The sequence below is a fragment of the Clostridium sp. MCC353 genome, assembly GCF_018785315.1.
Lineage (GTDB): Bacteria > Bacillota > Clostridia > Lachnospirales > Lachnospiraceae > CHH4-2.
Window position 1 is genome coordinate 1 of record NZ_WQPN01000001.1, and the last position, 22452, is coordinate 22452.

The following is a 22452-nucleotide window of genomic DNA, read 5'->3' on the forward strand; positions in this document are numbered from 1 at the left end:
TGGGGACGGACGGGGGTGGAGGCCTGCCCGGCGTCAAACCTCCAGGCAGGCCTCCGCCCCCGTCCGTCCCCATTCCCAGGATTCATGGCTGTGTACTGGGCTGATAAAGGATAAATAAAGATTTGGGGAAGGGTAGTAGAAAAGGCAGAGAAGCGTTTGGTTGAGACGGTGTTTGGTATTTTGTGCAGATTATGACGTAGAGGTTTAAAGTAACTGATGTGGGGATTAACAGTAAAAGGTCAAGGCATTTTTGAAAATGCCTTGAGGGTTGATGTTAAATGGTGTGGGGATTTATATTAAAGGGCGAAGCCATTTTCGAAAATGACTTCGCCCTTTATGTTAAATTTGCTTCTAATTACTTTAGTTAGAGAAAACCAGCAGGAAAGCGGGGAGGGCGGTCTTCGTCCCCGCCGTCCGCCCTCCCCGCTTTCCTGCGTATCTTTCTCATTTAAATTCCAATTTTTTATTAAGCTTAAACCAGCTCTGCAATTCGGGTTATTCCTACATAAATATGGGAAATTTTATACCAGGTGGCGAAATCGATGACCCCGGTGACCGGAAGACCGAAGATGGACTGGAATTCTCTGACCGCTGCTGCTGTTGCCGGGCCATAGACGCCGTCCGGGGTGATATGTGGAATTGCGGAATATACGGTGGCAATGGCATCTAGTTGTTCCTGAACCTGCTGGACTTTCTGGCCGGAGGCGCCGATGGTCAGGTCGTATCCCGGCCATGAGGCGGGAATCCCTGAAATCTGTTCGGCAGTATTGATGTAAATGCTGTCGCCATAAAAATGACGGAGAATCTCAATCGGGCTGTAGCCGCGTTCGCCTAAAGAGCAGGAGCCCCATTGGGTCAACCAAAGTGTAAAAGCATATACGAAGAGGGGGAAGTCATCAGCCGTCGTCATTGAAGCCCTCTTGTATGTGATAATAGATGTCCAGATGCATCTGGTCCCGGTCCACCACGATTTTATCGATGATACTTTTTAGAGCTCTGTTCTTTTGCTGCATGGTAAAGCTGTTTGAATTGAGGACATCCATCAGATTGTGTATCCGGCTCAGATTGTGAACAGATTCCAGGCCTTGAACGGCAGGCTTGGAGTTGTCCTGTATCCGGGATAAGGCCAGAAGGAGGCGTTCCCGTTCTGATTTGAGAATCTGTTTGTTTATCCTGTATTCTTCTTTGGTATCAATGCCGTCCATGTAGGCATCCCTGGCCCTTTTTTCCTTAAATGACAGCTTTTCAAGGCTGTGATTCAGCAATTCCAGTTGAGAGGTGTCGTCAGTTTTCTCTTTCTCCCCTAACCGGTATTTTGCAGTGCCGTATTCCAGAATCTCGTTTAGAGATTTGAAAATAGCGGGAGCGACCAAAGCCTCTGTTACATAACTGTTATGAGAGCATTTTCCCTTCAGATAGCCGTAACATTGAAAGGTATAGCAGTCCCCTGATTTTCTGTGCCGGATACAGACCGACAGCGTGCGGCCGCAGGCGGGACATTTTAACAGGCCGCTGAGCCAGTGTCTGCTGATTTCTGACGGCTGGGAATATTTCCGGCGGCTTTCCTGAGAGTAACGCTTCATGGCGCTTTCATATAATTCTGCAGGGATGATGGGCGGGTGGCAGCCTTTGCTGACAATCCACTGGGATTGTTCCTTTACTGAGTGTGTTTCGCTGCTGGTCCGGTTCCATCGTACAATGCCGGCATATACTGGATTTTGCAGGATATACTCAACCGAACGTTTTTCGAATGCCTTGCCGAGGGCGGTTTTCAGCCCCCTACTGTTTAAGTACCTGGTTATGGCATAGATGCTCATCTTTTCATTCACATATTTGTTGAAAATCATTCGGACAATGTCGGCCTGTTCCGGAACGACTTCCGGGGCCGCGTTGGGATGGGGAATGCGGTAGCCCAGGGGAGGGCGGCTTTGATATCCGCCGTTTAAGGCCTTTTTCTTCATACCGCGAAAGACATCCTGAGCCAGGTTGTAGGAATAAAATTCATCCTGCCATTCGATGATCATCTCAATCAGCCTTCCATACATTCCTTCCAGGACGGGTTCGGAAATGCTGACCACATCGATATCCAGTTTCTTTCTGAGCATTCCTTTGTAAAATGTACTCTCATCCTGATTGCGGGCAAAACGGCTGAATTTCCATACCAGAATGCAGTCAAATGGTTTTGGTATCATTTTAGCAACAGCGATCATTCTCTGAAACTCCGGCCGGTTTTCCGCCTTTTTTCCGCTGCGCCCTTCTGACTCCATAAAAATATAGTCCTGGGGAAGGTAAATGCTGTGATTCTCTGCATATTTCCGTATTTCATCCAATTGCGATTCGGGACTGAGATCCATCTGGCCGTCTGTGCTGACCCTTATGTATGCGGCTCCGGTTAACATATTTGCTGGCGAACCGGGCTGGTATAAATGGTTCTGTTTGTCTGGCATTTAATCATCTCCTTGTTGAATGTATGTAAAAACCAGGAGAAAAAATACACATAGTCAAAAAGTACAACCAGATATACATACAATTAATCAGAGGGGAGTTGGTGAAAGTGGAAGAAATGACTTATACCAGCATAGTTTTGATGAAAGACCATCCGATCCGTTTTTCAGATTTGGAGGAAGATGAGAAGGAGAGAGCGGCAAACCAGCTGGCCCGCCGGCCCCTTGAGGAGCTGGGGGAGGTCCATATTGTGAAACATACATAGGTTTCAAGAAAAAGGCAGAAAGGCTGCATAACAAAAAAGAATCCCCCTCGAGGGATTCTCCGTCTGCGGCGGGCTGCTCGGCGGTATAATTTCATTCCGCCGCATTCTATGCGATACGCAGTTCGATCCCATAGCCAGCAAAGCAGGCATAGGAGGGCTTTTTTATTCAATAGGAGCACTTTCCTGTTGAATAAAAAAGCTGCATGTCAGGCAGCTTTTTATTATGTATAGAAGATTATTCCGTTCGTTTATTGTCTTCCGCGCAAAGCGTTGAGAGCGTTCTGGATTTCTGCCCTTAAAACGGTTTGATCAGGAGAAACACTTGAACTCATATGCTGGATCAGGGAAACGCAATGGTCGTTGCCGACTTTTGTAAGCGCCTGCAAAGCGGCGATTTTAACGGATTCTTCCGGCGCGTCCAGCAAAAGGGTTAATATATTGATAGAATCATCGCTGCTTACCGTAGCGCATGCTTTTGCCAGATTTACGCGGGTTTCAGGAGCCGCGTTCAGGTAATTCTTTTTTATCTTGTCCCATTTCTTGCCCTGTACTAATTTCTCTAAATTTTCTGCAGTTGCTTCTTTTGAAAAACCAAACATAAACATTCCTCTTTTCTAAACTTAACTATTTATAATACAGTATATCATTTTGAAAAATAAAATCAAGAAAATAAAGCTAATTAAGCAGTTTAGTGTATGAAAATTTCATAAAATACTTAAATTTTCATAAAATAACAGAACGGGGCAGGAACAATAGAACCCGTATACGCTTCTGTACTAAGGTCATCCAATTCGGGCAGGTCACTTTCCGCCCATCACAGTATTGGGTCAGAATCGGCTGTTTCACTTCCGGCCGGGACAGATAATTGTCAAAAATTTCGTCAACGATCACAGAGATGCTTTCAAATATGTTCCGCCCATAGATGAATTTATGGTCAAATGCAGTGGAAGAGGTGATGGTGAAGTCATACCCCTGGTTCCGGTACCATTCCGTATAGACCCGGTTCAATGTAAAACTCATGATAGCCAGGACATTTGCCACGATTGTGGATTCAGGCCAGGTGGCATAGATTTCACTGGAGGCCACGTTCTTAATGTAGTCGCGGTATGGGACATAATAGTTGGCCGCAGTGGAATCTGTGGGTACTCCGTCATGTACTACCACTGTCTGCGGCACCACAACGCGGCTGAGAACAATTTCTCCGCTTTCCCCCACCGGCTTGATTTCCGCCTCCGCGATTTTAGGCGGATAATTTCCATATAAGGTGTGGTCCGGTATTACGATTGGGTTTTCCACGGCTTCCGGGTCTGATTCCGGTTCCAGGCGGACCGGCTGAATGGCGGTGCTGTCGGGAAGGACTTCCGTACCGGAGATTTCCGATGTTTTAAAGCCGGGAGCGGTGATTCTCAGGGTGTACTCAGAATAAGGCTGGTTGATGCCGGGTTCCAGGCTGTATTCGATTGGAGGCGCGCCCAGAGCCACCTGTTCCGTCTGACCGGAAGAATTGGTGCTGACCTGCTCAACGGTGCTTTGAGGGTCGCCTTTATATGAGATGGTAACGGTGGCATTTTCAATAGGAAAATTATTTTGGATATTTACGACATTGATCTGCAGCAATCCCTGGGATGGATTGTCGGTTGAAGCGGCAGAAAGAGTTGGCTTCCTGTTAAAATTTTTCATAAAATGCTCCAGTTTTTGATGATTACTATTAATATATCTGATATAATCAAATATGTGACTTGTTTTGAAACCATAATTTTTTGCAACAGTTCAGGACGGCGGGAAAATCGGTGAAGAAGATCAGCCGTTCTGAACTGTTACAATTTTTTATCATATACCAGAGTTTTGCGGGCAGCATTTTTTGTTTGAAAAAAGAGACAAAAATCTTGTAAAAAGTAGTTGAAATCTGTCGCGGGATAATGTATAATCTATTCAATTTGGGCATAAATAATTGTCCATGAAAACAAGCGTTAAGAAAGGAAATGGTACCCCACATGAAAGCTTTTTTAATACTGGAAGATGGCACCGTATTCGAAGGAACGAGTATAGGGTCGACGAAAGAAGTTATAAGCGAAATCGTATTCAATACCTCAATGACCGGTTATCTGGAAGTGCTCACCGATCCGTCCTATGCAGGGCAGGCAGTTGTGATGACTTATCCCTTAATCGGCAACTATGGTATTTGTCATGAAGATATGGAATCATTAAAACCTTGGCCAGACGGCTATATTGTCAGAGAATTATCTAGAGTCCCCAGCAATTTCAGAAGCGAGGATACCATTCAGCATTTCTTAGAGAAACATGATATTCCAGGTATCAGTGGTATCGATACAAGACACCTTACTAAAATTTTAAGAGAAAAAGGAACAATGAACGGCATGATCACCACGAAAGAATACGGTGATTTGAGCGAGCCGGTTTCCCGCATGAAGGGACACACAGTTACAGGCGTGGTGAAAGCGACTTCCTGTAAGGAACCCTATGTGCTGCCGGGAGACGGCAAAAAAGTTGCCCTCTTAGATCTGGGCGCCAAGAATAATATTCCCCGTTCCCTCAATGAGAGAGGCTGTGAGGTGACGGTTTATCCCTGTGATACCACGGCTGAAACGATATTGGCATCCCGTCCGGATGGGATTATGCTTTCCAACGGCCCTGGAGATCCCAAGGAAAATGTTGAAATCATCAAAGAGATCAGGAAACTGTATGAGTCAAATGTGCCGATTTTCGCAATCTGCCTTGGACATCAGCTGATGGCCCTGGCCACCGGAGCGGATACTTATAAATTGAAATACGGCCACAGAGGCGGAAACCATCCGGTGAAGGATTTGGAGACAGGACGGGTGTATATCTCTTCCCAGAACCACGGATATGCGGTGGATACCGACAGCCTGGATACCGATATTGCAGTTCCGGCATTTGTAAATGTAAACGACGGAACAAACGAAGGCCTGAAATACACAGGAAAGAACATATTCACAGTCCAGTATCATCCGGAAGCATGTCCCGGACCCCAGGACTCCGGTTATTTATTTGACAGATTTATTAACATGATGGGAATGGAGGTAAGCGAATAATGCCAAAGAATCCTGATATTAAGAAAGTATTAGTGCTCGGTTCCGGCCCAATCATTATCGGACAGGCTGCGGAGTTCGACTATGCAGGCACACAGGCCTGCCGTTCATTAAAGGAAGAAGGAATCGAAGTAGTACTGCTCAATTCCAATCCGGCCACAATTATGACGGACAAGGATATTGCAGATAAAGTGTATATTGAACCGCTGACACTGGAAGTGGTGGAACAGTTAATTATAGAAGAAAAGCCTGACAGCGTGCTTCCGACCCTGGGAGGACAGGCCGGACTGAACCTGGCCATGGAGCTGGAAGAGGCCGGATTTTTAAAGGCCAATGGGGTGCGCCTGATCGGTACCACGGCAGAAACCATTAAAAAAGCGGAAGACCGCTTGGAATTTAAGAGCACTATGGAAAAGATCGGCGAGCCGGTCGCCCCTTCCAAGGTGGTTGAGAATATAGAAGACGGAATTGCGTTCACCAATACCATCGGTTATCCGGTGGTGCTGCGTCCGGCCTATACCCTTGGCGGAAGCGGCGGCGGTATTGCGAAGAACCAGGAAGAGCTGGTTGAGATCCTGGAAAACGGCCTCCGTTTAAGCCGTGTGGGCCAGGTTCTGGTGGAACGCTGTATCGCAGGCTGGAAAGAGATTGAATATGAAGTGATGCGGGACGGCGCAGGCAATGTGATTACCGTATGTAATATGGAAAACATCGATCCTGTGGGCGTTCACACCGGAGACAGCATTGTTGTGGCTCCTTCCCAGACCCTGGGAGATAAAGAGTACCAGATGCTCCGCACATCGGCCTTAAACATCATCACCGAGCTGGGAATTACGGGCGGTTGCAACGTACAGTATGCCCTTCACCCAACCAGTTTTGAATACTGTGTAATTGAAGTGAACCCCCGTGTCAGCCGTTCTTCGGCCCTGGCGTCCAAAGCCACCGGCTATCCAATTGCCAAAGTGGCGGCAAAGATCGCTCTGGGGTATACCTTGGATGAAATCAAGAATGCGGTTACTCAGAAGACCTACGCCAGCTTTGAACCGATGCTGGACTATTGCGTAGTTAAGATGCCGAGACTTCCGTTTGATAAGTTCATCAGCGCGAAGCGCACCTTGGGAACCCAGATGAAAGCCACCGGAGAGGTTATGAGCATCTGCACCAACTTTGAAGGGGGGCTGATGAAAGCGATCCGTTCCCTGGAACAGCATGTGGACAGCCTGATGTCCTATGATTTTTCCGGTCTGGATCAGGACCAGTTATTGGACCAGCTCTCCAAAATCGATGACAGAAGGATCTGGGTGATTGCAGAGGCGCTGAGAAGGGGCATTTCTTATGAAGTGATCCATGATATCACAAAGATTGACCTCTGGTTTATCGATAAACTCTCCATCATCGTGGAGATGGAAGAGGCATTGAAGAAAGGGCCTCTGACCGTTGAACTGTTAAAAGAGGCCAAGAGGATTGAATTCCCGGACAACGTGATTTCCAGGCTGACCGGAATTTCCCAGGATGAAATTAAGTCCATGAGAAAGGCCAACGGCATCACCGCAGCCTATAAGATGGTGGATACCTGCGCGGCAGAATTTGCGGCCGCCACACCATATTATTATTCCTGTTTCGGCAGTGTAAATGAAGTGGAAGAGACAGGGGACAAGAAAAAAGTCCTGGTACTGGGTTCCGGCCCGATCCGGATCGGACAGGGAATTGAGTTCGATTTCTGCTCGGTACACAGTACATGGGCATTTGAAAAAGAAGGATATGAAACCATCATCGTCAATAATAACCCTGAAACGGTGAGTACGGATTTCGATATCGCCGACAAGCTTTACTTTGAACCCCTTACTCCGGAAGATGTGGAAAGCATTGTGGACATTGAAAAACCGGACGGGGCTGTGGTGCAGTTTGGCGGACAGACGGCCATTAAGCTGACCGAAGCCCTTATGAAGATGGGAGTTCCGATTCTGGGAACCGCGGCAGAAGATGTGGACGCGGCGGAAGACCGGGAGCTGTTTGATAAGATCCTGGAAGAGTGCCAAATCCCAAGACCGGCCGGTGATACCGTATTCACAGCCGAAGAAGCTAAAGTAGTGGCAGAAAGGCTGGGATATCCGGTTCTTGTAAGACCTTCTTATGTGCTTGGCGGACAGGGTATGCAGATCTGTATCTCCGATCATGATATCGATGAGTTTATCGGGATCATCAACCAGATCGCCCAGGATCATCCGATTCTGGTGGACAAATATATCGTGGGCAAAGAGATTGAAGTGGATGCCGTATGCGATGGGGATGACATCCTGATTCCGGGAATCATGGAACACATCGAAAGAGCGGGCGTCCATTCGGGAGACAGCATTTCCGTCTATCCGGCTCAGAGCCTCAACGCCGCGGTGAAAGAGAAGCTGGTGGATTACACCACCAAGCTGGCCCGTGCCCTTCATGTAAAAGGTATGATCAACATCCAGTTCATCGTATCCGGTGAAGACGTATATGTAATAGAAGTAAATCCCCGTTCTTCCAGAACGGTTCCCTATATCAGCAAGGTTACGGGAATCCCGATTGTGCCGCTGGCAACCCAGGTGATCTGCGGACACAAGATCAAAGATTTGGGATATACCCCGGGACTTCAGCCGGAAGCGGAATACATCGCCATCAAGATGCCTGTATTCTCCTTTGAAAAGATCCGCGGCGCAGATATCAGCCTTGGACCTGAGATGAAATCAACCGGCGAGTGCCTTGGAATTGCCAAAACATTTAACGAAGCCCTTTATAAAGCTTTTGAGGGCGCAGGCATTAAACTGCCTAAGCATAAAAACATGATCATCACGGTCCGCGATTCTGAGCAGGAAAATGTGGTGGATATCGCCAGAAGGTTCCAGGCAGTGGGATATAAGATTTTTTCCACCAGAGGAACGGCCAGGGTGCTCAACGCCAATGGGGTGAAGGCGTTCCCGGTAAGAAAACTGGAGCAGGAATCACCAAACCTTCTGGATTTGATCCTCGGGCATGAAATTGATCTTGTCATCGACATACCTCAGCAGGGCGCTGACCGGAGCAAAGACGGATTTATCATCAGACGCAACGCAATTGAAACCGGCGTCAGCGTTCTGACTTCCCTTGATACGGCTGCCGCTTTGGCTACCAGCCTGGAAAACAGGGCGAAGAAACTCACCTTGATCGATATTGCCAAGGTGAAAAATGCATAACAAATTAATCGGGTTTTAAGAAATGAAGTTTCATTTCGGAATAGATAGAAGGCTGCAGCAAATGTGAGTTTGCTGTAGTCTTTTGTCGCTTGATTACAGCGATATAACCGATAGAATTACATGATTTGGTTACAAAACATAAAAAATATGAAAATGTAACTAAATTGTGTAACCAACAAAAGAAAAAGTAGCTGGAATTGGAAAAATATCGTAAAAATAAGAAAATAATCTTTCAAAATAAAGGATAACATGTTAGAATAAAGAAAAGGGAAAAAGTCTGGTTTTGTAACCGGAATGTAACCAAGGGCTGTTATAATGACATACAATATAGCAGTCTTATAATAGTTTGTATCATTTGGAAATAGAACGAAAAGGAGTATTGGGTATGGAAAGAAAAAGAGCTGGAAGCAGGTTAATAAACTTGTTATGGCATCAGCGCAAGCGGGCAACGGCGTTTCTTCTCGCATTTGCAATGACATTTGTTAACATTGCAAATAATGTTACAATTGCGTTTGCATCTGTAGGACAGACGAGCCAGTGGATTTTAAGCAGTGATGCGGTGGTCTTTGAGTTGGATGCTGCTGAATTAAGCGAGCTGGCTAAAACAACTGTAGTGAACGCATCAGGGAGTAATGCTTTAAAAACATTGGAGTTTAAGGGGGAAAGTGAACTTGCTGCTAAGTATAATAATTTATTTGGCGGTGGAATTGAAGAAATTAATCCCTCCTTTGATTCAAACAATGATGATATCAGTTTAAGAGTATTTGTTAAGGATAATGAAAGAGTCATATTCTTGTTTATAAACAGTACAGAAGATACATATGAGTGTGCTGTGAATATCAGCGGATATTTAACAGAAACCGTATTTGTAGAAGCTTATACGAATGCGGTAATGGAAGAGGTACCATCTGTTATTAAGCCGGAAGACAATGCACCTGCCGGTGGGAACAGCGGATCAGGCATCGGATCAGCCGGTCAAGTGGATGCAGCAGAATCCAATGACAAAATAGAAACTGATGAAGTGCCTGAATCAGAAACAAACATACAGGAACAACTTCCGGCAGATGTTGAAGAGGATTTAAGCGATGAGAGTGCTGGAGAGGAAAATCCGGCTGATAATGAGAATGTTTCGTCAGATGAGAATAACTCGTCAGGAGAACAGGCGGATTCCACTGATTCTTTGGACCAGGAAAAGAATGATACTGATGGCGGAGATGAGAACAATGTAACAGATGACAATATTTCTTCGAAAGATGATAATAGTGGGAACGACGTTTCTGATAACGGAGAATCTTCTGATAACAGCGGCATTGATGAGATGGCAAATGATGATGTATCAGATGATGATGAGATATTGGAGGATGGTGAGACATCGGATGCCGATGATGTGTCGAATAATGATGCACTAGACGCTGATGGTTCGGATACTGAGGGAGCGTTATCAGAAGAGAATGATTTGGATAGCAGTTCCGATGATACTTCTGATACTGGTGCGCAGGTATCCATTAGTTTAAAATATGCACCCCGCGTAACGAGTTCGATAGAAGAGATGAGTGATTTCTCTGCCAACGAAGATTCAATACCGGAGGAACAGAATTCGGACGCGCAGTTTATCATCGATGATGAAGAAATTGGTACCGATGATATGATTGGCGGAGATGACAGTTGGGATGGCACGGAAGAAAACTATGGAACCATTGATTCTGTCGTTTATGAAACAGCCGGACTGGATGGCTCCGGTGTGGCGGCCATCATTATTTCTGTAAGTGATCTGGAACTGATTGAACTGCAGAATGAAGTGTTTGGCGATACGAAAGCCTATCATCAAGTTACATACCAGGTTGATGAAGCGGGCGCGATAGTTATCAATGGCGCCAAAAAAGCAGGAGATGGTGAGGATTTAACGTTTATTGCCAAGCCTCAGGCCGGATATACAATCGAGTCTGTGAGCATTAACGGAGAAGAGACAGATCCGGTTGATGAAAACGAGTATTTGATCGAGGATATAAGGGAAGATATTATTGTTTCTATCATTACCAGCGAAGAGATTCCTCATCCGGAATTTGCACCGGAACCGATTACGATCGGTGATGTGGTGATTTCTGTTTATGCAGAACAAGGAATTATTCCTGAAGGCACGGAATTTACAGCCGAGGCAGTTGACGCAGAGAAACAGGCGGCAATTGAAGAAGAAGTTATAAAAGAAGCGGAAAAGAATTTAGAGGAAGTTCTGGAAGCTTTATCATACGAAATCAACCTGATCTATCAGGGAGAAAAACTGACCTGGAATGAAGGCACTGTTCAGGTTTCCTTTTCAGGCGCTAAAATCGAAGAGAATTCTGCAATGGCTGACAAGGTGGATATTTCCTATGTAGAAACAGATTCTGGAAGAGACGTGGAACTGGATACCGTGGCGTCTGAAGAAGTTCCGGGCGATATGTCTGTTGAAACAATCGGTTTTGATGCCAGACATTTTTCCACCTATACAGTGACTTTTATTAGAAACAGTGATTTATCACGGGTTCTGAATGTGCATATCAATTCTTTTGATAATTATCAGGAGACAGAACTGGAACAGAAACATGAACCGGTATCGTTAACTGACAATGGAGATTCCCAGCCGGTTGAAGCATTTGTTGAAAGTCATTATACTGCAAATGGTAAAAATTATGAATTCTCCAAAGCAACTGCTGAAAATAGATATGAAGCTCCAAAAGTGAAAGAAATTGCATTGAATGAAAATGAACTGAAGGCGGTAACCGTTTCAGGTGCTGTGGATCCTCTTGGAGACAATGAGTTATATCTTTGGTATGTTCCTGTAGAAGAACAGATTAGGGTAACTATTGTAAAGATAGAAGACGGAACTGAATCGGAAGAAGAAGGCAGTATTCCGGCAGGTATCATTGTGGAGAATATACCGGAGATTCCGGAATATGATTTTGTAAATGCCAAAGTAGGCGACGGTGTGGTTACCTATGTGACCAGATCAGGTGATACCGTATTTTACGGAGACGATACTCTCAGCGGAGACGGCCTTGCGTATGCTTTAAAGGATAATGAAGAGATTAAGCTTTATTACGAAAAGGCTGTTAAAAAGTATAATATTACTTATGAAGAAGCCGGAGACGATACAGACCAAAACAGCATAACAGGTCCTGTAATCGTCAAAGACGGCAGCCATGCAGATATTCAGGTCAATCTGGGATTGGGATACAAGGCTGTGGTTACAGTGAATGGTAATCAGATTGCGCCTGCGGAAACACTGCTGGACGGCAGAAGCCTTAACTATGTAATTAATAATATTAAGGAAGATAAGAATGTAATCGTTACGTATGAAAAAGTAGAGACTTTTGTCTTCGATCCTACATTGATTAAAACTGAAGCGGTTAGTAAGTATTATCACAATGCTGAGTATGCTCCGGAGAAAGAGACAAATATCAGCCGGGGAGAAACTCTGATATTCAAACTAAATAGTGAATATGGCAAGACTAACTGGCAGTTAAATGGTTTCCAGATTAACGGAGTGGATGTGGCTGTTCCTAACAGTTACGAAGAAGGGGCTGAATCCTCTTTCGATTTAAAAGATGCCAAGGGTGATATAATTACAAAAATCACAATTCACTTGGATGAGGTTATAGACAGACTGGACTGGGGACGAAAATATCAATACCGCTACACCGTTACATTCGCTGATGTAATGTCTGATCTTCAGATAACCGGCGGTAATTTCCGTGCAGCCTCCTGGTCAGAGATTATGCCGATTGAGATATCCGAAGGCGTTAAAGTGGAATACCGGAATAAGGCTCAACATGATGCGTGGACTACTGCAGTCGGAAGTAAACCGATCGGTTATAGTTCACAGGGAACGAATAATGCAGTAAGATTCAGATATGAAGTTCAGCCGGGCTATAAAAATCTTCAAATTAAAGTCCAGGATGGGACATTGAGACGTGAAGATGCCCAGAAGCAGTTTACAGTTTCCAAGGCCGGAAAAAATTTGACCACCCTGTCGGTGACTGTAGAGCTAATCAATTATCAGGTAGAATATGATGCTGACGGCGGTTCAGGCGCTCCGTCTGATTCGAATAAGTATAATATTATTAATAATTCCACGGTCTATATTCCATCCGGAATACCGGTTAACAGTGATGAGCGGATCGGCTTTTTAGGATGGATGGTGGAAGGTGATGATTCAAAGACCCTGTATTCTCCAAACAGCGCTGTTCTATTGACTGATTTAATTGGTAAGATGGAGGATGGTGCGGAAACAATTAAGTTTAAAGCTAAATGGTCCGAACCCGGAGCCCAGGCCGTATATGTTCCCTTTAGTATTGAATACTGGCAGCAGACGGAGAACGGAAGTTACGAAAGGACGGGAAGCGACAATAAGAGCGGACTATTGGGTTCCAAATTGATTTTACAGACTGCCAACTATGCTGCCAGATATTACGGATATACCTTCAATATCGGAAAATCAGAAGTTGTAATTGATAACCTGCAAAGAGGCCAGACCATGAAGCTGTATTATGATCTGAATCATTATACAGCTGAATATCGGATTATACCATCTGATGCCCGGGAAGCGGGATGCAGCCTGAGCAGGTATTCGGAAGAATTTTCCGTATTAAGGCCGGTATCAGGATCAACAGCAAAAGATTCCGTAAGCCAGGATACGGATAGTTCCTATACATTTGCAGGCTGGTACAGTGATGCGGCAGGAACAAAACTGATAAGCGAAAATAACGAATTTATTCCGCATGGTCTGGAATCTGCTGTTTATTATGCCAAGTTTACCAGCCTCAAGGCTACAAAATACAATGACGGAATTATCGAAACTTTTGATAAAGAGATCGATCGATATGAGACGTCCGATAAGAAACAGGGCCGGGTATCTGTTAAGGTATTTACAGATGGAAACCTGCATCAGGAAGGGACCGTTTATTTTAGATATGAAAATTATAACTGTGTCGATTTAACTGTCAATGAACTGTCAGAGCAGGATTATATCTTAAATCGGATTTATATTAAACAGAGCCTGGGCGCAACAAAAGATATGGATACCGTTTACCGCAAAACTAATATGGGTAATCTTGATAATGTTGCTGACGGAAGCACCGTATACTTCTATCTGACAAGCAAGTATGCGGCTGAATACCAGGTGAATGATACGGAACCCAGCGGACTGTCAAATGCTGTACCGGCAGATCATGCCGTTTATACCGTTAAGACACCGAAAAATCAGATATCAGCTGACGGCTATAAAGAGTATACCAATCCAGAATTAAGCAGTGTAAAAGAGACTATTACCGTAAAAGCATTGCCAGATGTTAGAAATGGTTACTCGATTACAGGCTGGTCCTCAAAGATGGGAGATAAGACAGCAGGGGATCAGATTTCAGTGAATGGGAATCTCCAGTATGCAGGGGATGAAAAACTGTTTGTTTTCCATGCAGAAGTTTCCGAACAGCAGCCGGTTACTATAACTTATGAAGCGTTAGAAGGCGGTAAGGTTCGTAAAAACGGCGAATCAGAATTAAGCGGCAGCGTCAGTGAAGAACTGGCTCCGGCAACGGGGATTGCGGCAGGAGCTGTAGCTGTAGCTGACAATGGTTATTCATTCGGCGGGTGGTATAAGGATGCAGAATGTAAAGAATCCGTTGGTTCAGAGACGGTATTTATTCCCGCAAAGGAAGACGGCTCTTACAAAAAGGTGGTTTATTATGCTAAATTTAACCAGAATCCGGATGTGACTATTTTCTATCGGGCAACAGAAGGAGGAAAGGTCAGTCTGTCTCAGGAGACAACACAGCCTGTAACCGGAACTGTAGCTGGATCTGAAGCATCCGCTGAAAAAGGATATCATTTTATAAACTGGACGGATGTAAATAATAAGGTCGTAGGCACAGAGCTGAAATTCGTTCCGGAGAAAGTGAACGGCTTGATTGTTTCAGGAACTTATACGGCAAATTTCGCTAAAAACTACGAATTAACCATTGAAGCAGGGAATGCAGAAAAAGAGTATGATGGAACTCCGCTAGTACAGCCGGAATTTAGCGTTATAGGACTTCAAAACGGTCACCATTTAGATGAAACATCCATATCAACTTCTGGTTCTATTACAAATTACGGAACCAGCGGCAGTGCTGTAAACCGAGTTGTCGGAACTCCGGTGATTCTGGACGAGAATGGTAAAGATGCAACCGGACAATATGATATTAAAATAAAACCCGGTACTCTGAAGATTAATAAACGAACGGTTACGATCACAGTAAACAGCGCCAGTAAAGAATACGGTCAGTCTGATCCTGAATTTAAGGGCAGCGTGGACGGTCTGTTGAAAGAGGATGATCTGGGAGAGATTGCCTATAAGAGAATCGAAAGTGATAAAGACAAAGAGAATGTGGGCGATGACATAACCCTCACTGCGGAGTGGGTGGATAATTCCAATTATAATGTATCAGAAGTTATTACCGGAAAACTGGTCATTACACCAATTGACGGCAATGGAATAACTGTAGAAAGCGGTATATATGATTATGACGGTGAGCCTCATGGCCTGAAGTCAGCAGAAGCCCTGAAAGAAGGGTCCACAGTCCTTTATCAAGTTGGGGAAGGTGAATGGACGGATACTATGCCTCGATTTACTGAGGCGGGCAGCTATGAAGTAAAGGTAAAAGCCTCCAATCCTAATTACAAAGATACCCAGGTGGTAATTGGAAATGTCACAATTAATAAGAAGAAGGTTGAAATCCGAGTAGATGATGCTGAGAAAGTATTTGGAAGTACCGATCCTGATTTTACAGGCGAAGTCGGAACTCTCGTTTCAACCAATGATCTGGGCGAGATAGCTTATATCCGAGATTCAAAAGATGCAGCGAAAGAGAATGTTGGAGATGTTATTGTGATTACGGCGTCCTATACGCCCAATAAAAATTATGATGTTACGGTAATACCTGGTAAACTCGTAATTACAAAGGCTTCAGGTGTGAACGCCGTGAAGGCGGAAGGCGAAACCTATACCTATGATGGAACCTATCATGGTCTAAAATCTGCCGAGGCATCCGTAGATGGTTCTACGCTTTGGTACAAAACAGGAGAGGGACAGTGGACCAATGAAGAACCGGAGTTTAAGAATGCCGGAACCTATACGGTAACTGTAAAAGCAACCCATCCGAATTATACAGATACGGATGAAGTGACCGCTGAAGTTTTCATTAACCAGGCAAATATCACAATAAGAGTTAATTCCGCCAGTAAACCCTATGGAACTCCAGATCCGAAATTTGATGGGACGATAGAAGGGCTTGTTAAAGGAGATATTCTTGGAAACGTCAGTTATGTTCGGCAGGAGGCAGATATCGAAAAACAGAATGTGGGAGACCTCATTGGTATTACGGCTGTTTACAGCGAAAATCCAAACTACCAGGTAACGGTAGTTGATGGAAGTCTCACAATTACGAAAGCACTCAGCGGAAACTCCGTAACTGTAATCGGAACGAAGGGAACATATAATGGAAACGGATATGAGTTAACAGAGGTTAAAGCTGAGCAAGCGGGGTCTACCGTTTACTACCGGCTGAGAGGTACAGAAGAATGGAGTGAAACAGCACCTTCTTATGTAAATACAGGAAGTTATACGATTGAAGTAATGGCTGTAAACCCGAACTACGCCGATACGGAAGTGGCTGCCGGTATCATTGAAATTAAACCGGCAGATGTAACGATCACTGTAGATAATAAGGAAAAGAGTTATGGCCAGGATGATCCTAAATTTACAGGAACTATAAGCGGGTTAGTGGATGATGCAGATCTTGGAGATATCACCTATGGACGGAAGCCGGAGGATAAAGATAAGACGAATGCTGGCGAAGACATTACCATTATCCCGAATTACGTGGATAACAGCAATTACAAGATCGAAGTGACACCTGGTAAACTCACAATTAACAAGGCCGATGGAAATGTGTTAACGGTAGAAGGCTCTACACATGTCTATGATTCCTATGCCTATGGTCTTGCCAAGGCAGAGGCAGAACAGCCGGGATCCACGGTCTTATACCGCGAATATGGAACGGATGAATGGACGGAAATTCCGCCGGTATACGTAAATGCGGGAGTTTATAAAGTAGATGTTAAGGCTGTAAATGATAATTATAAAGATACGGAAATCGTAACAGGAACGGTTCAGATTAATAAGTATAAGGTTGAAATTACAGTTGACAGCAAGGAAAAACAGTTTAACACGTCTGATCCTAAATTTACAGGCACTGTTGGAAGGTTAGTTGCCGAAGGTGATTTGGGAGTTATAACCTATAATCGGGAAGCTGGTGATGAAGGCAAGGAAAATGTGGGCAGTGATATTACCATAACCGCGTATTATAAGGATAACAGCAATTACGAAGTCAGTGTAACAGATGGAAAGTTAACTATTATAAAGGCAGAAACGGGCAATGCGGTATACGTATCCGGCTCAGAATCTACCTATGACGGTTTGAACCACGGCCTGGCAAAAGCAGAAGCAGAGGAAGATGGATCTACAGTGCTTTACCGTGAAAAAGGCTCTGAAACCTGGAGCCAAGAAGCGCCGGTTTATAAGGATGCGGGCACATATACAATTGAAGTGAAAGCAGAACATCCGAACTACGCCGACACGGAAATCGCGGAAGGAACAATCGTCATTAACAAGGCTCCTGTTTCAATTGTGGCAGACAGCAAGTCAAAGGAATATCTTGCAGATGATCCGGACTTTACCGGCAGTGTGGGCGGACTGGCTGAGCCTGGCGATTTGGGAACGGTCACATTTATCCGTGCAGAAGGCGACGAAACCAAGAATAATGTCGGTGATGACATTACAATTACGGCATCTTATACACCGAACGATAACTATACGGTAACTGTTATACCAGGGAAGCTGGAGATTACCGCTATAGACGGTAATGGTGTTAATGTGACAGGAAGCGTTCAAGTTTATGATGGAGAAAAACATGGCTTGACATCGGTAAAAGCTGAAAAAACAGGTTCTACAATCTGGTATAAGTATCATAACAGTGAGTGGAGCCAGGAAGCCCCGGTATTTACTGAGGCGGGAAGCTACGAAGTTAAGGTAAAGGCCACTAATCCCAATTACAAAGAAACAGCCGAAATGACAGGTACGGTCATTATCAATAAAGCTCAGGTGAAGATTACCGTTCACAGTAAAGAAAAAGAGTATAAAGAGAGTGATCCTGTATTTACCGGTACGGTAGGCAAATTGGTAAAAGAAGGTGATCTTGGAACCGTACGTTTCGGACGTGACGAGGCGGATGCTTTAAAAGAGAATGCAGGTGACGACATAACCCTGAATGCTTTTTATGCTTCCAACAACAACTATGATGTAGAAGTACAGACTGGAAAACTGACTATTACAAAGGCAAAAACAGGAAACGATGTTACTGTGGAAGGAAGCGTTCAGGACTATGACGGTCAAAATCATAGCTTAAAATCAGCCTCAGCAGCGATGCCAGGTTCTATGTTGATGTATCAGACCGGCGATAGCGGATGGAATAATGAGATGCCAGTATTTATGGATGCCGGAACCTATACGGTCAATGTGAAGGCGGTCAATCCGAACTATGAAGATACACCGGCAGTGTCTGGAACGGTTATCATTAACAAAGTTAAGATCAATCTGAAAGCAGTGGATGCACAAAAGAGCTATGGTGAAAAAGATCCTGTATTTGAAGGCATTATGACCGGAACTCTGGTTGATGAAAACGATCTTGGCGATGTGACATATGGCCGCGTAAAAGCCGACGGTGAAAAAGAAAATGTAGGTGATGATATTGCTCTGACGGCATTCTACCAGCCGAATTCCAACTATGAAGTGACGGTGACTGATGGAAAACTTTGGATTACGAAGGCTCTTTCAGGAAACAGCGTGACAGCAGAAGGAAGTGAGCAGTTCTATGATGGAGATTTCCATAGCCTTAAATCGGCAGCGGCAGAAATCGCCGGATCTGAACTTTGGTATAAGACCGGTGAGGAGAATTGGAGTACAACAGCTCCGGAATTTGTAAATGCAGGTTCCTATGAGGTAAAAGTAAAGGCAGTAAATCCTAATTATGCAGATACGGAAGAAGTAACCGCAGTTGTATTGATTAAAAAAGCTCCGGTAACGATTGATGTAAATAATAAGTCAAAGACATATGGAACTACTGATCCGGTATTTGATGGAGAGATCAAAGGCTTAATCAATGAAGACGATCTGGGAACAGTGTTTTATGGACGGACAGAAGAAGATGCGTCCAAAAACAATGTTGGCGATGAGATAGCATTAACCGCTTCCTACACAGAGAATTCCAATTATGAAGTTACTGTCAATAAAGGAATGCTTACAATCAATGCAGCAGATGATAACAGAGTCAGCGTAGAAGGCAGCGTTCAGGATTATGATGGGGAAGCACATGGCCTTACAAGTGCATTGGCTTCTAAACCGGGATCTACGCTTTTATATCAGGTTGAAGGCGGAGCGTGGAGTGAAGAAGAACCGACCTTCACCGAAGCGGGAGAATATGAGGTAAAAGTAAAAGCAGTTAATCCTAATTACGTTGATACGGCGGAAGTATCAGGTATCATAGTAATTAATAAAGCTAAGGTTGAGATCAATGTAGACAGCAAGAGCAAGACATTTGGAACCGATGATCCTGTATTTACCGGAACGGTAGGAAAACTGGTCTCTGACGGCGATTTGGGAGATATTACTTTTGGCCGTATAGAAGCAGATGCGTCTAAAAATAATGTTGGTGATGATATTACATTAACTGCCAGCTATACTCCGAATCAGAACTACGAAGTTGCAATTAAAGGAGGAAAACTTATCATTACGGCAGCCGATGATAATATTGTCAATGTCGAAGGAAGTATTCAGGATTATGACGGAAAAGGTCATGGCCTTAAAACTGCTTCGGCTCTGAAGCCTGGGTCTACGTTATGGTATAAGACAAACGGTGACTGGACTACAAAGGTTCCGGAGTTTATCGATGCGGGCACTTACGAGGTTAAGGTAAAGGCGTCTAATCCAAATTATACTGACACACCGGAAGTCAGCGCATCAGTTGTCATTAATCAGATATCTGTTGAGATTACTGTAGACAATAAGAGCAAGAGGTACGGAAGCCAAGATCCTGAATTTACCGGTAAAGTTGGAAGGTTAGTCAGCGAAGATGATCTGGGAACCGTGACTTATGCCCGCAGAACCGAGGATGCAGACAAAGAGAATACTGGAGATGACATCACTATCATCGCTTCTTACCAGGAAAATAACAATTATAAGGTTAATGTCATACCAGGCAAATTAGAGATCCTCAAAGCCGTAAGCGGCAACAGCGTGACGGTGGAAGGAAACCGGGTAACCTATGACGGCGGTTCCCATGGCTTGAAACAGTTTGAAGCTTTACAGAGCGGTTCGACGATTTTATTCCGGGAAAAAGGCGGGCTTATTTGGAGTGATAAAGCGCCGGTTTATGTGAATGCCGGGACTTATGAAATCGAGGCAAAAGCAACTCATCCTAATTATAATGATACTGAGATTGTGACTGGATCAGTGGTTATTGATAAGGCTGATGTAACAATTACAGTTGATAGTAAGAGCAAGACTTATGGTGAAGCGGATCCGAAGTTTACGGGAACTGTAACTGGTTTAATCGGAGAATATGATCTTGGAACTATTACTTACCATCGGATAGAGGCAGATACCGAAAAGAAAAATGCCGGAGATTCCATTGAACTTACTGCAGACTATTTGCCAAATAGCAATTATGAGGTAAAAGTAATAACTGGAAATCTGACAATTGCTAAAAAAGAAGTAAGAGTAACTGTAAATGATAAGCAAAAGATTTATGGTGATGATGATCCTAAGTTTACAGCAGATTTGTCCGGTGTGTTAGACGGAGAACATGTTCAGTATAGGCTGATCCGTGAAATTGGAGAAAATGTGGGATCCTATCAGATAACTGCGGTTCCTGAAATCAATAATAATTACCAGATTACCGTAATTAAGGGAACATTTGATATTCAGCCGAAGGATATTCAGATAACTGTTCTTGATAAAGTAAAGATATATGGTGATGAAGATCCTGAATTTACGGCAGTCATTGATGGTTTGGTAGGTAATGATACATTAGATTACAAACTCAGCAGAGAACCAGGCGAAGATGTCGGAGATTACACCATACAGACCGAATTAGGAGACAATAAAAATTATACAATTGATTTCCGGAATGGTAAACTTACGGTTAATCCCAAAAATGTTACGATTACCATAGATTCTGTCAGCAAAACTTATGGAGAAGCTGATCCTGGTTTTACAGGAACAGTAACCGGGCTGGTGAGGGAGAATGATCTTGGAACAGTACAGTATCATAGAACTTCTGAAGATGTGGACAAAGAAAATGCAGGTGAAATAATTGCAATTACAGCAGCGTATACAGCTAACAGCAACTATATTGTTAGTGTAGTGAACGGTACATTAACAATTGTATCTGCTACAGATAATGCGGTTAATGTAACGGGAAGAACTGTTGAATATGACGGCAATGAATATGGTTTAGGGAAAGCAGAAGCTTTGAGGCCTGGATCTACTCTGCACTATTCAACAGATGGTACGAACTTCACTACAGATACACCACAGTTTTCTGAGGTTGGAACACATACAGTATTTGTGAAGGCTGTTAATCCAAACTATGCAGATACTCCATCAGTAACAGCAGAAATAATCATTAATAGGCGTCCGATTACTATTACGGCAGGAAGTGCCAGCAAGCGTTATGATGGAACCGGGCTTACGAATAATCAGGCAGAAATCACTGGTGGTTCTCTTGTAAAAGGACATAGTTTGGTGGATGTTAATGTTACGGGAAGCCAAACAACAATTGGTACCAGTGAAAATGTTGCCAGTCATGCGGTAATTATGGCAGGCGGAAAAGATGTAACATCTAACTATTCTATCATTTATGTAAATGGTACTCTTACGATAACAAGAGTTAGCTCAGGTAATTCGGGCGGGGGCGGTGGAAACAGCGGCACAACCCCAGGACGCGGCAATGGCGGCGACACCGGAAACGGCCCGGGATCCACAACCATCAATCCGACCGAGGTACCATTAGCCGGTCTGCCAAATGACATCACCACAGGAGAAAATATCTTAATTGATGATGGTGAAATCCCCTTGGCAGCCCTTCCAAAGACTGGAAACCAGGCAGGAATGAACGCGGTACTGGCTATGCTGTCAGGAATGCTTCTGGCTGCGTATCTGACACTTTCAAAGAAAAAGGATGAAGAATCCTGATCCCCAATGGGGAAAAATGAAGGTTAATGAAATCTTTATTTAGTTGATTAGTGAAAGTAACGCCATGAATCCAGGGAATGGGGACGGACGGGGGTGGAAGCCTGCTTGGAGGTTTGACGCCGGGCGGAGCGGAATCCGTTG

At 44.2% G+C, this 22452-nt stretch carries 6 protein-coding genes and 2 pseudogenes; 4 read left to right on the forward strand and 4 right to left on the reverse strand.

All coding sequences use genetic code 11. The features are described 5' to 3' along the window. Window positions 1-472: 472 nt before the first annotated feature. Window positions 473-862: pseudogene (locus GPL15_RS00005) on the reverse strand (peptidoglycan-binding domain-containing protein); the annotation flags it as partial. Window positions 863-896: 34 nt separating this feature from the next. After that, window positions 897-2447, reverse strand: coding sequence for a recombinase family protein (locus GPL15_RS00010; protein WP_252197983.1), 1551 nt, complete (start codon window positions 2445-2447; stop codon window positions 897-899). Window positions 2448-2548: 101 nt separating this feature from the next. Between GPL15_RS00010 and GPL15_RS00015 the strand changes: the two genes are divergently transcribed. Further along, complete coding sequence (locus GPL15_RS00015; protein WP_215694980.1) at window positions 2549-2710, forward strand: hypothetical protein; 162 nt, start codon at window positions 2549-2551, stop codon at window positions 2708-2710. 248 nt (window positions 2711-2958) lie between these two features. Here GPL15_RS00015 and GPL15_RS00020 read toward each other — a convergent pair whose 3' ends face one another. Both GPL15_RS00020 and GPL15_RS00025 read right to left on the reverse strand, forming a co-directional pair. Next, complete coding sequence (locus GPL15_RS00020) at window positions 2959-3309, reverse strand: hypothetical protein (RefSeq protein ID WP_215694981.1); 351 nt, start codon at window positions 3307-3309, stop codon at window positions 2959-2961. 181 nt (window positions 3310-3490) lie between these two features. Continuing rightward, a pseudogene (locus GPL15_RS00025) lies at window positions 3491-4390 on the reverse strand (carboxypeptidase-like regulatory domain-containing protein); the annotation flags it as partial. A gap of 314 nt (window positions 4391-4704) precedes the next feature. Here GPL15_RS00025 and GPL15_RS00030 point away from each other — a divergent pair. The 3 genes from GPL15_RS00030 (at window position 4705) to GPL15_RS00040 (ending at window position 22311) form a co-directional block, all read left to right on the forward strand. Next, window positions 4705-5784, forward strand: a complete 1080-nt coding sequence (locus tag GPL15_RS00030; RefSeq protein WP_215694982.1) for a carbamoyl phosphate synthase small subunit — start codon at window positions 4705-4707, stop codon at window positions 5782-5784. Further along, window positions 5784-8987, forward strand: a complete 3204-nt coding sequence (gene carB, locus GPL15_RS00035; protein ID WP_215694983.1) for a carbamoyl-phosphate synthase large subunit — start codon at window positions 5784-5786, stop codon at window positions 8985-8987. The genes GPL15_RS00030 and carB overlap by 1 nt, the downstream gene beginning before the upstream one ends. A 385-nt stretch (window positions 8988-9372) precedes the next feature. Beyond that, on the forward strand, window positions 9373-22311 hold the full coding sequence (locus GPL15_RS00040; RefSeq protein WP_215694984.1) for a doubled motif LPXTG anchor domain-containing protein: 12939 nt from the start codon (window positions 9373-9375) through the stop codon (window positions 22309-22311). The last annotated feature ends 141 nt before the right edge of the window (window positions 22312-22452 follow it).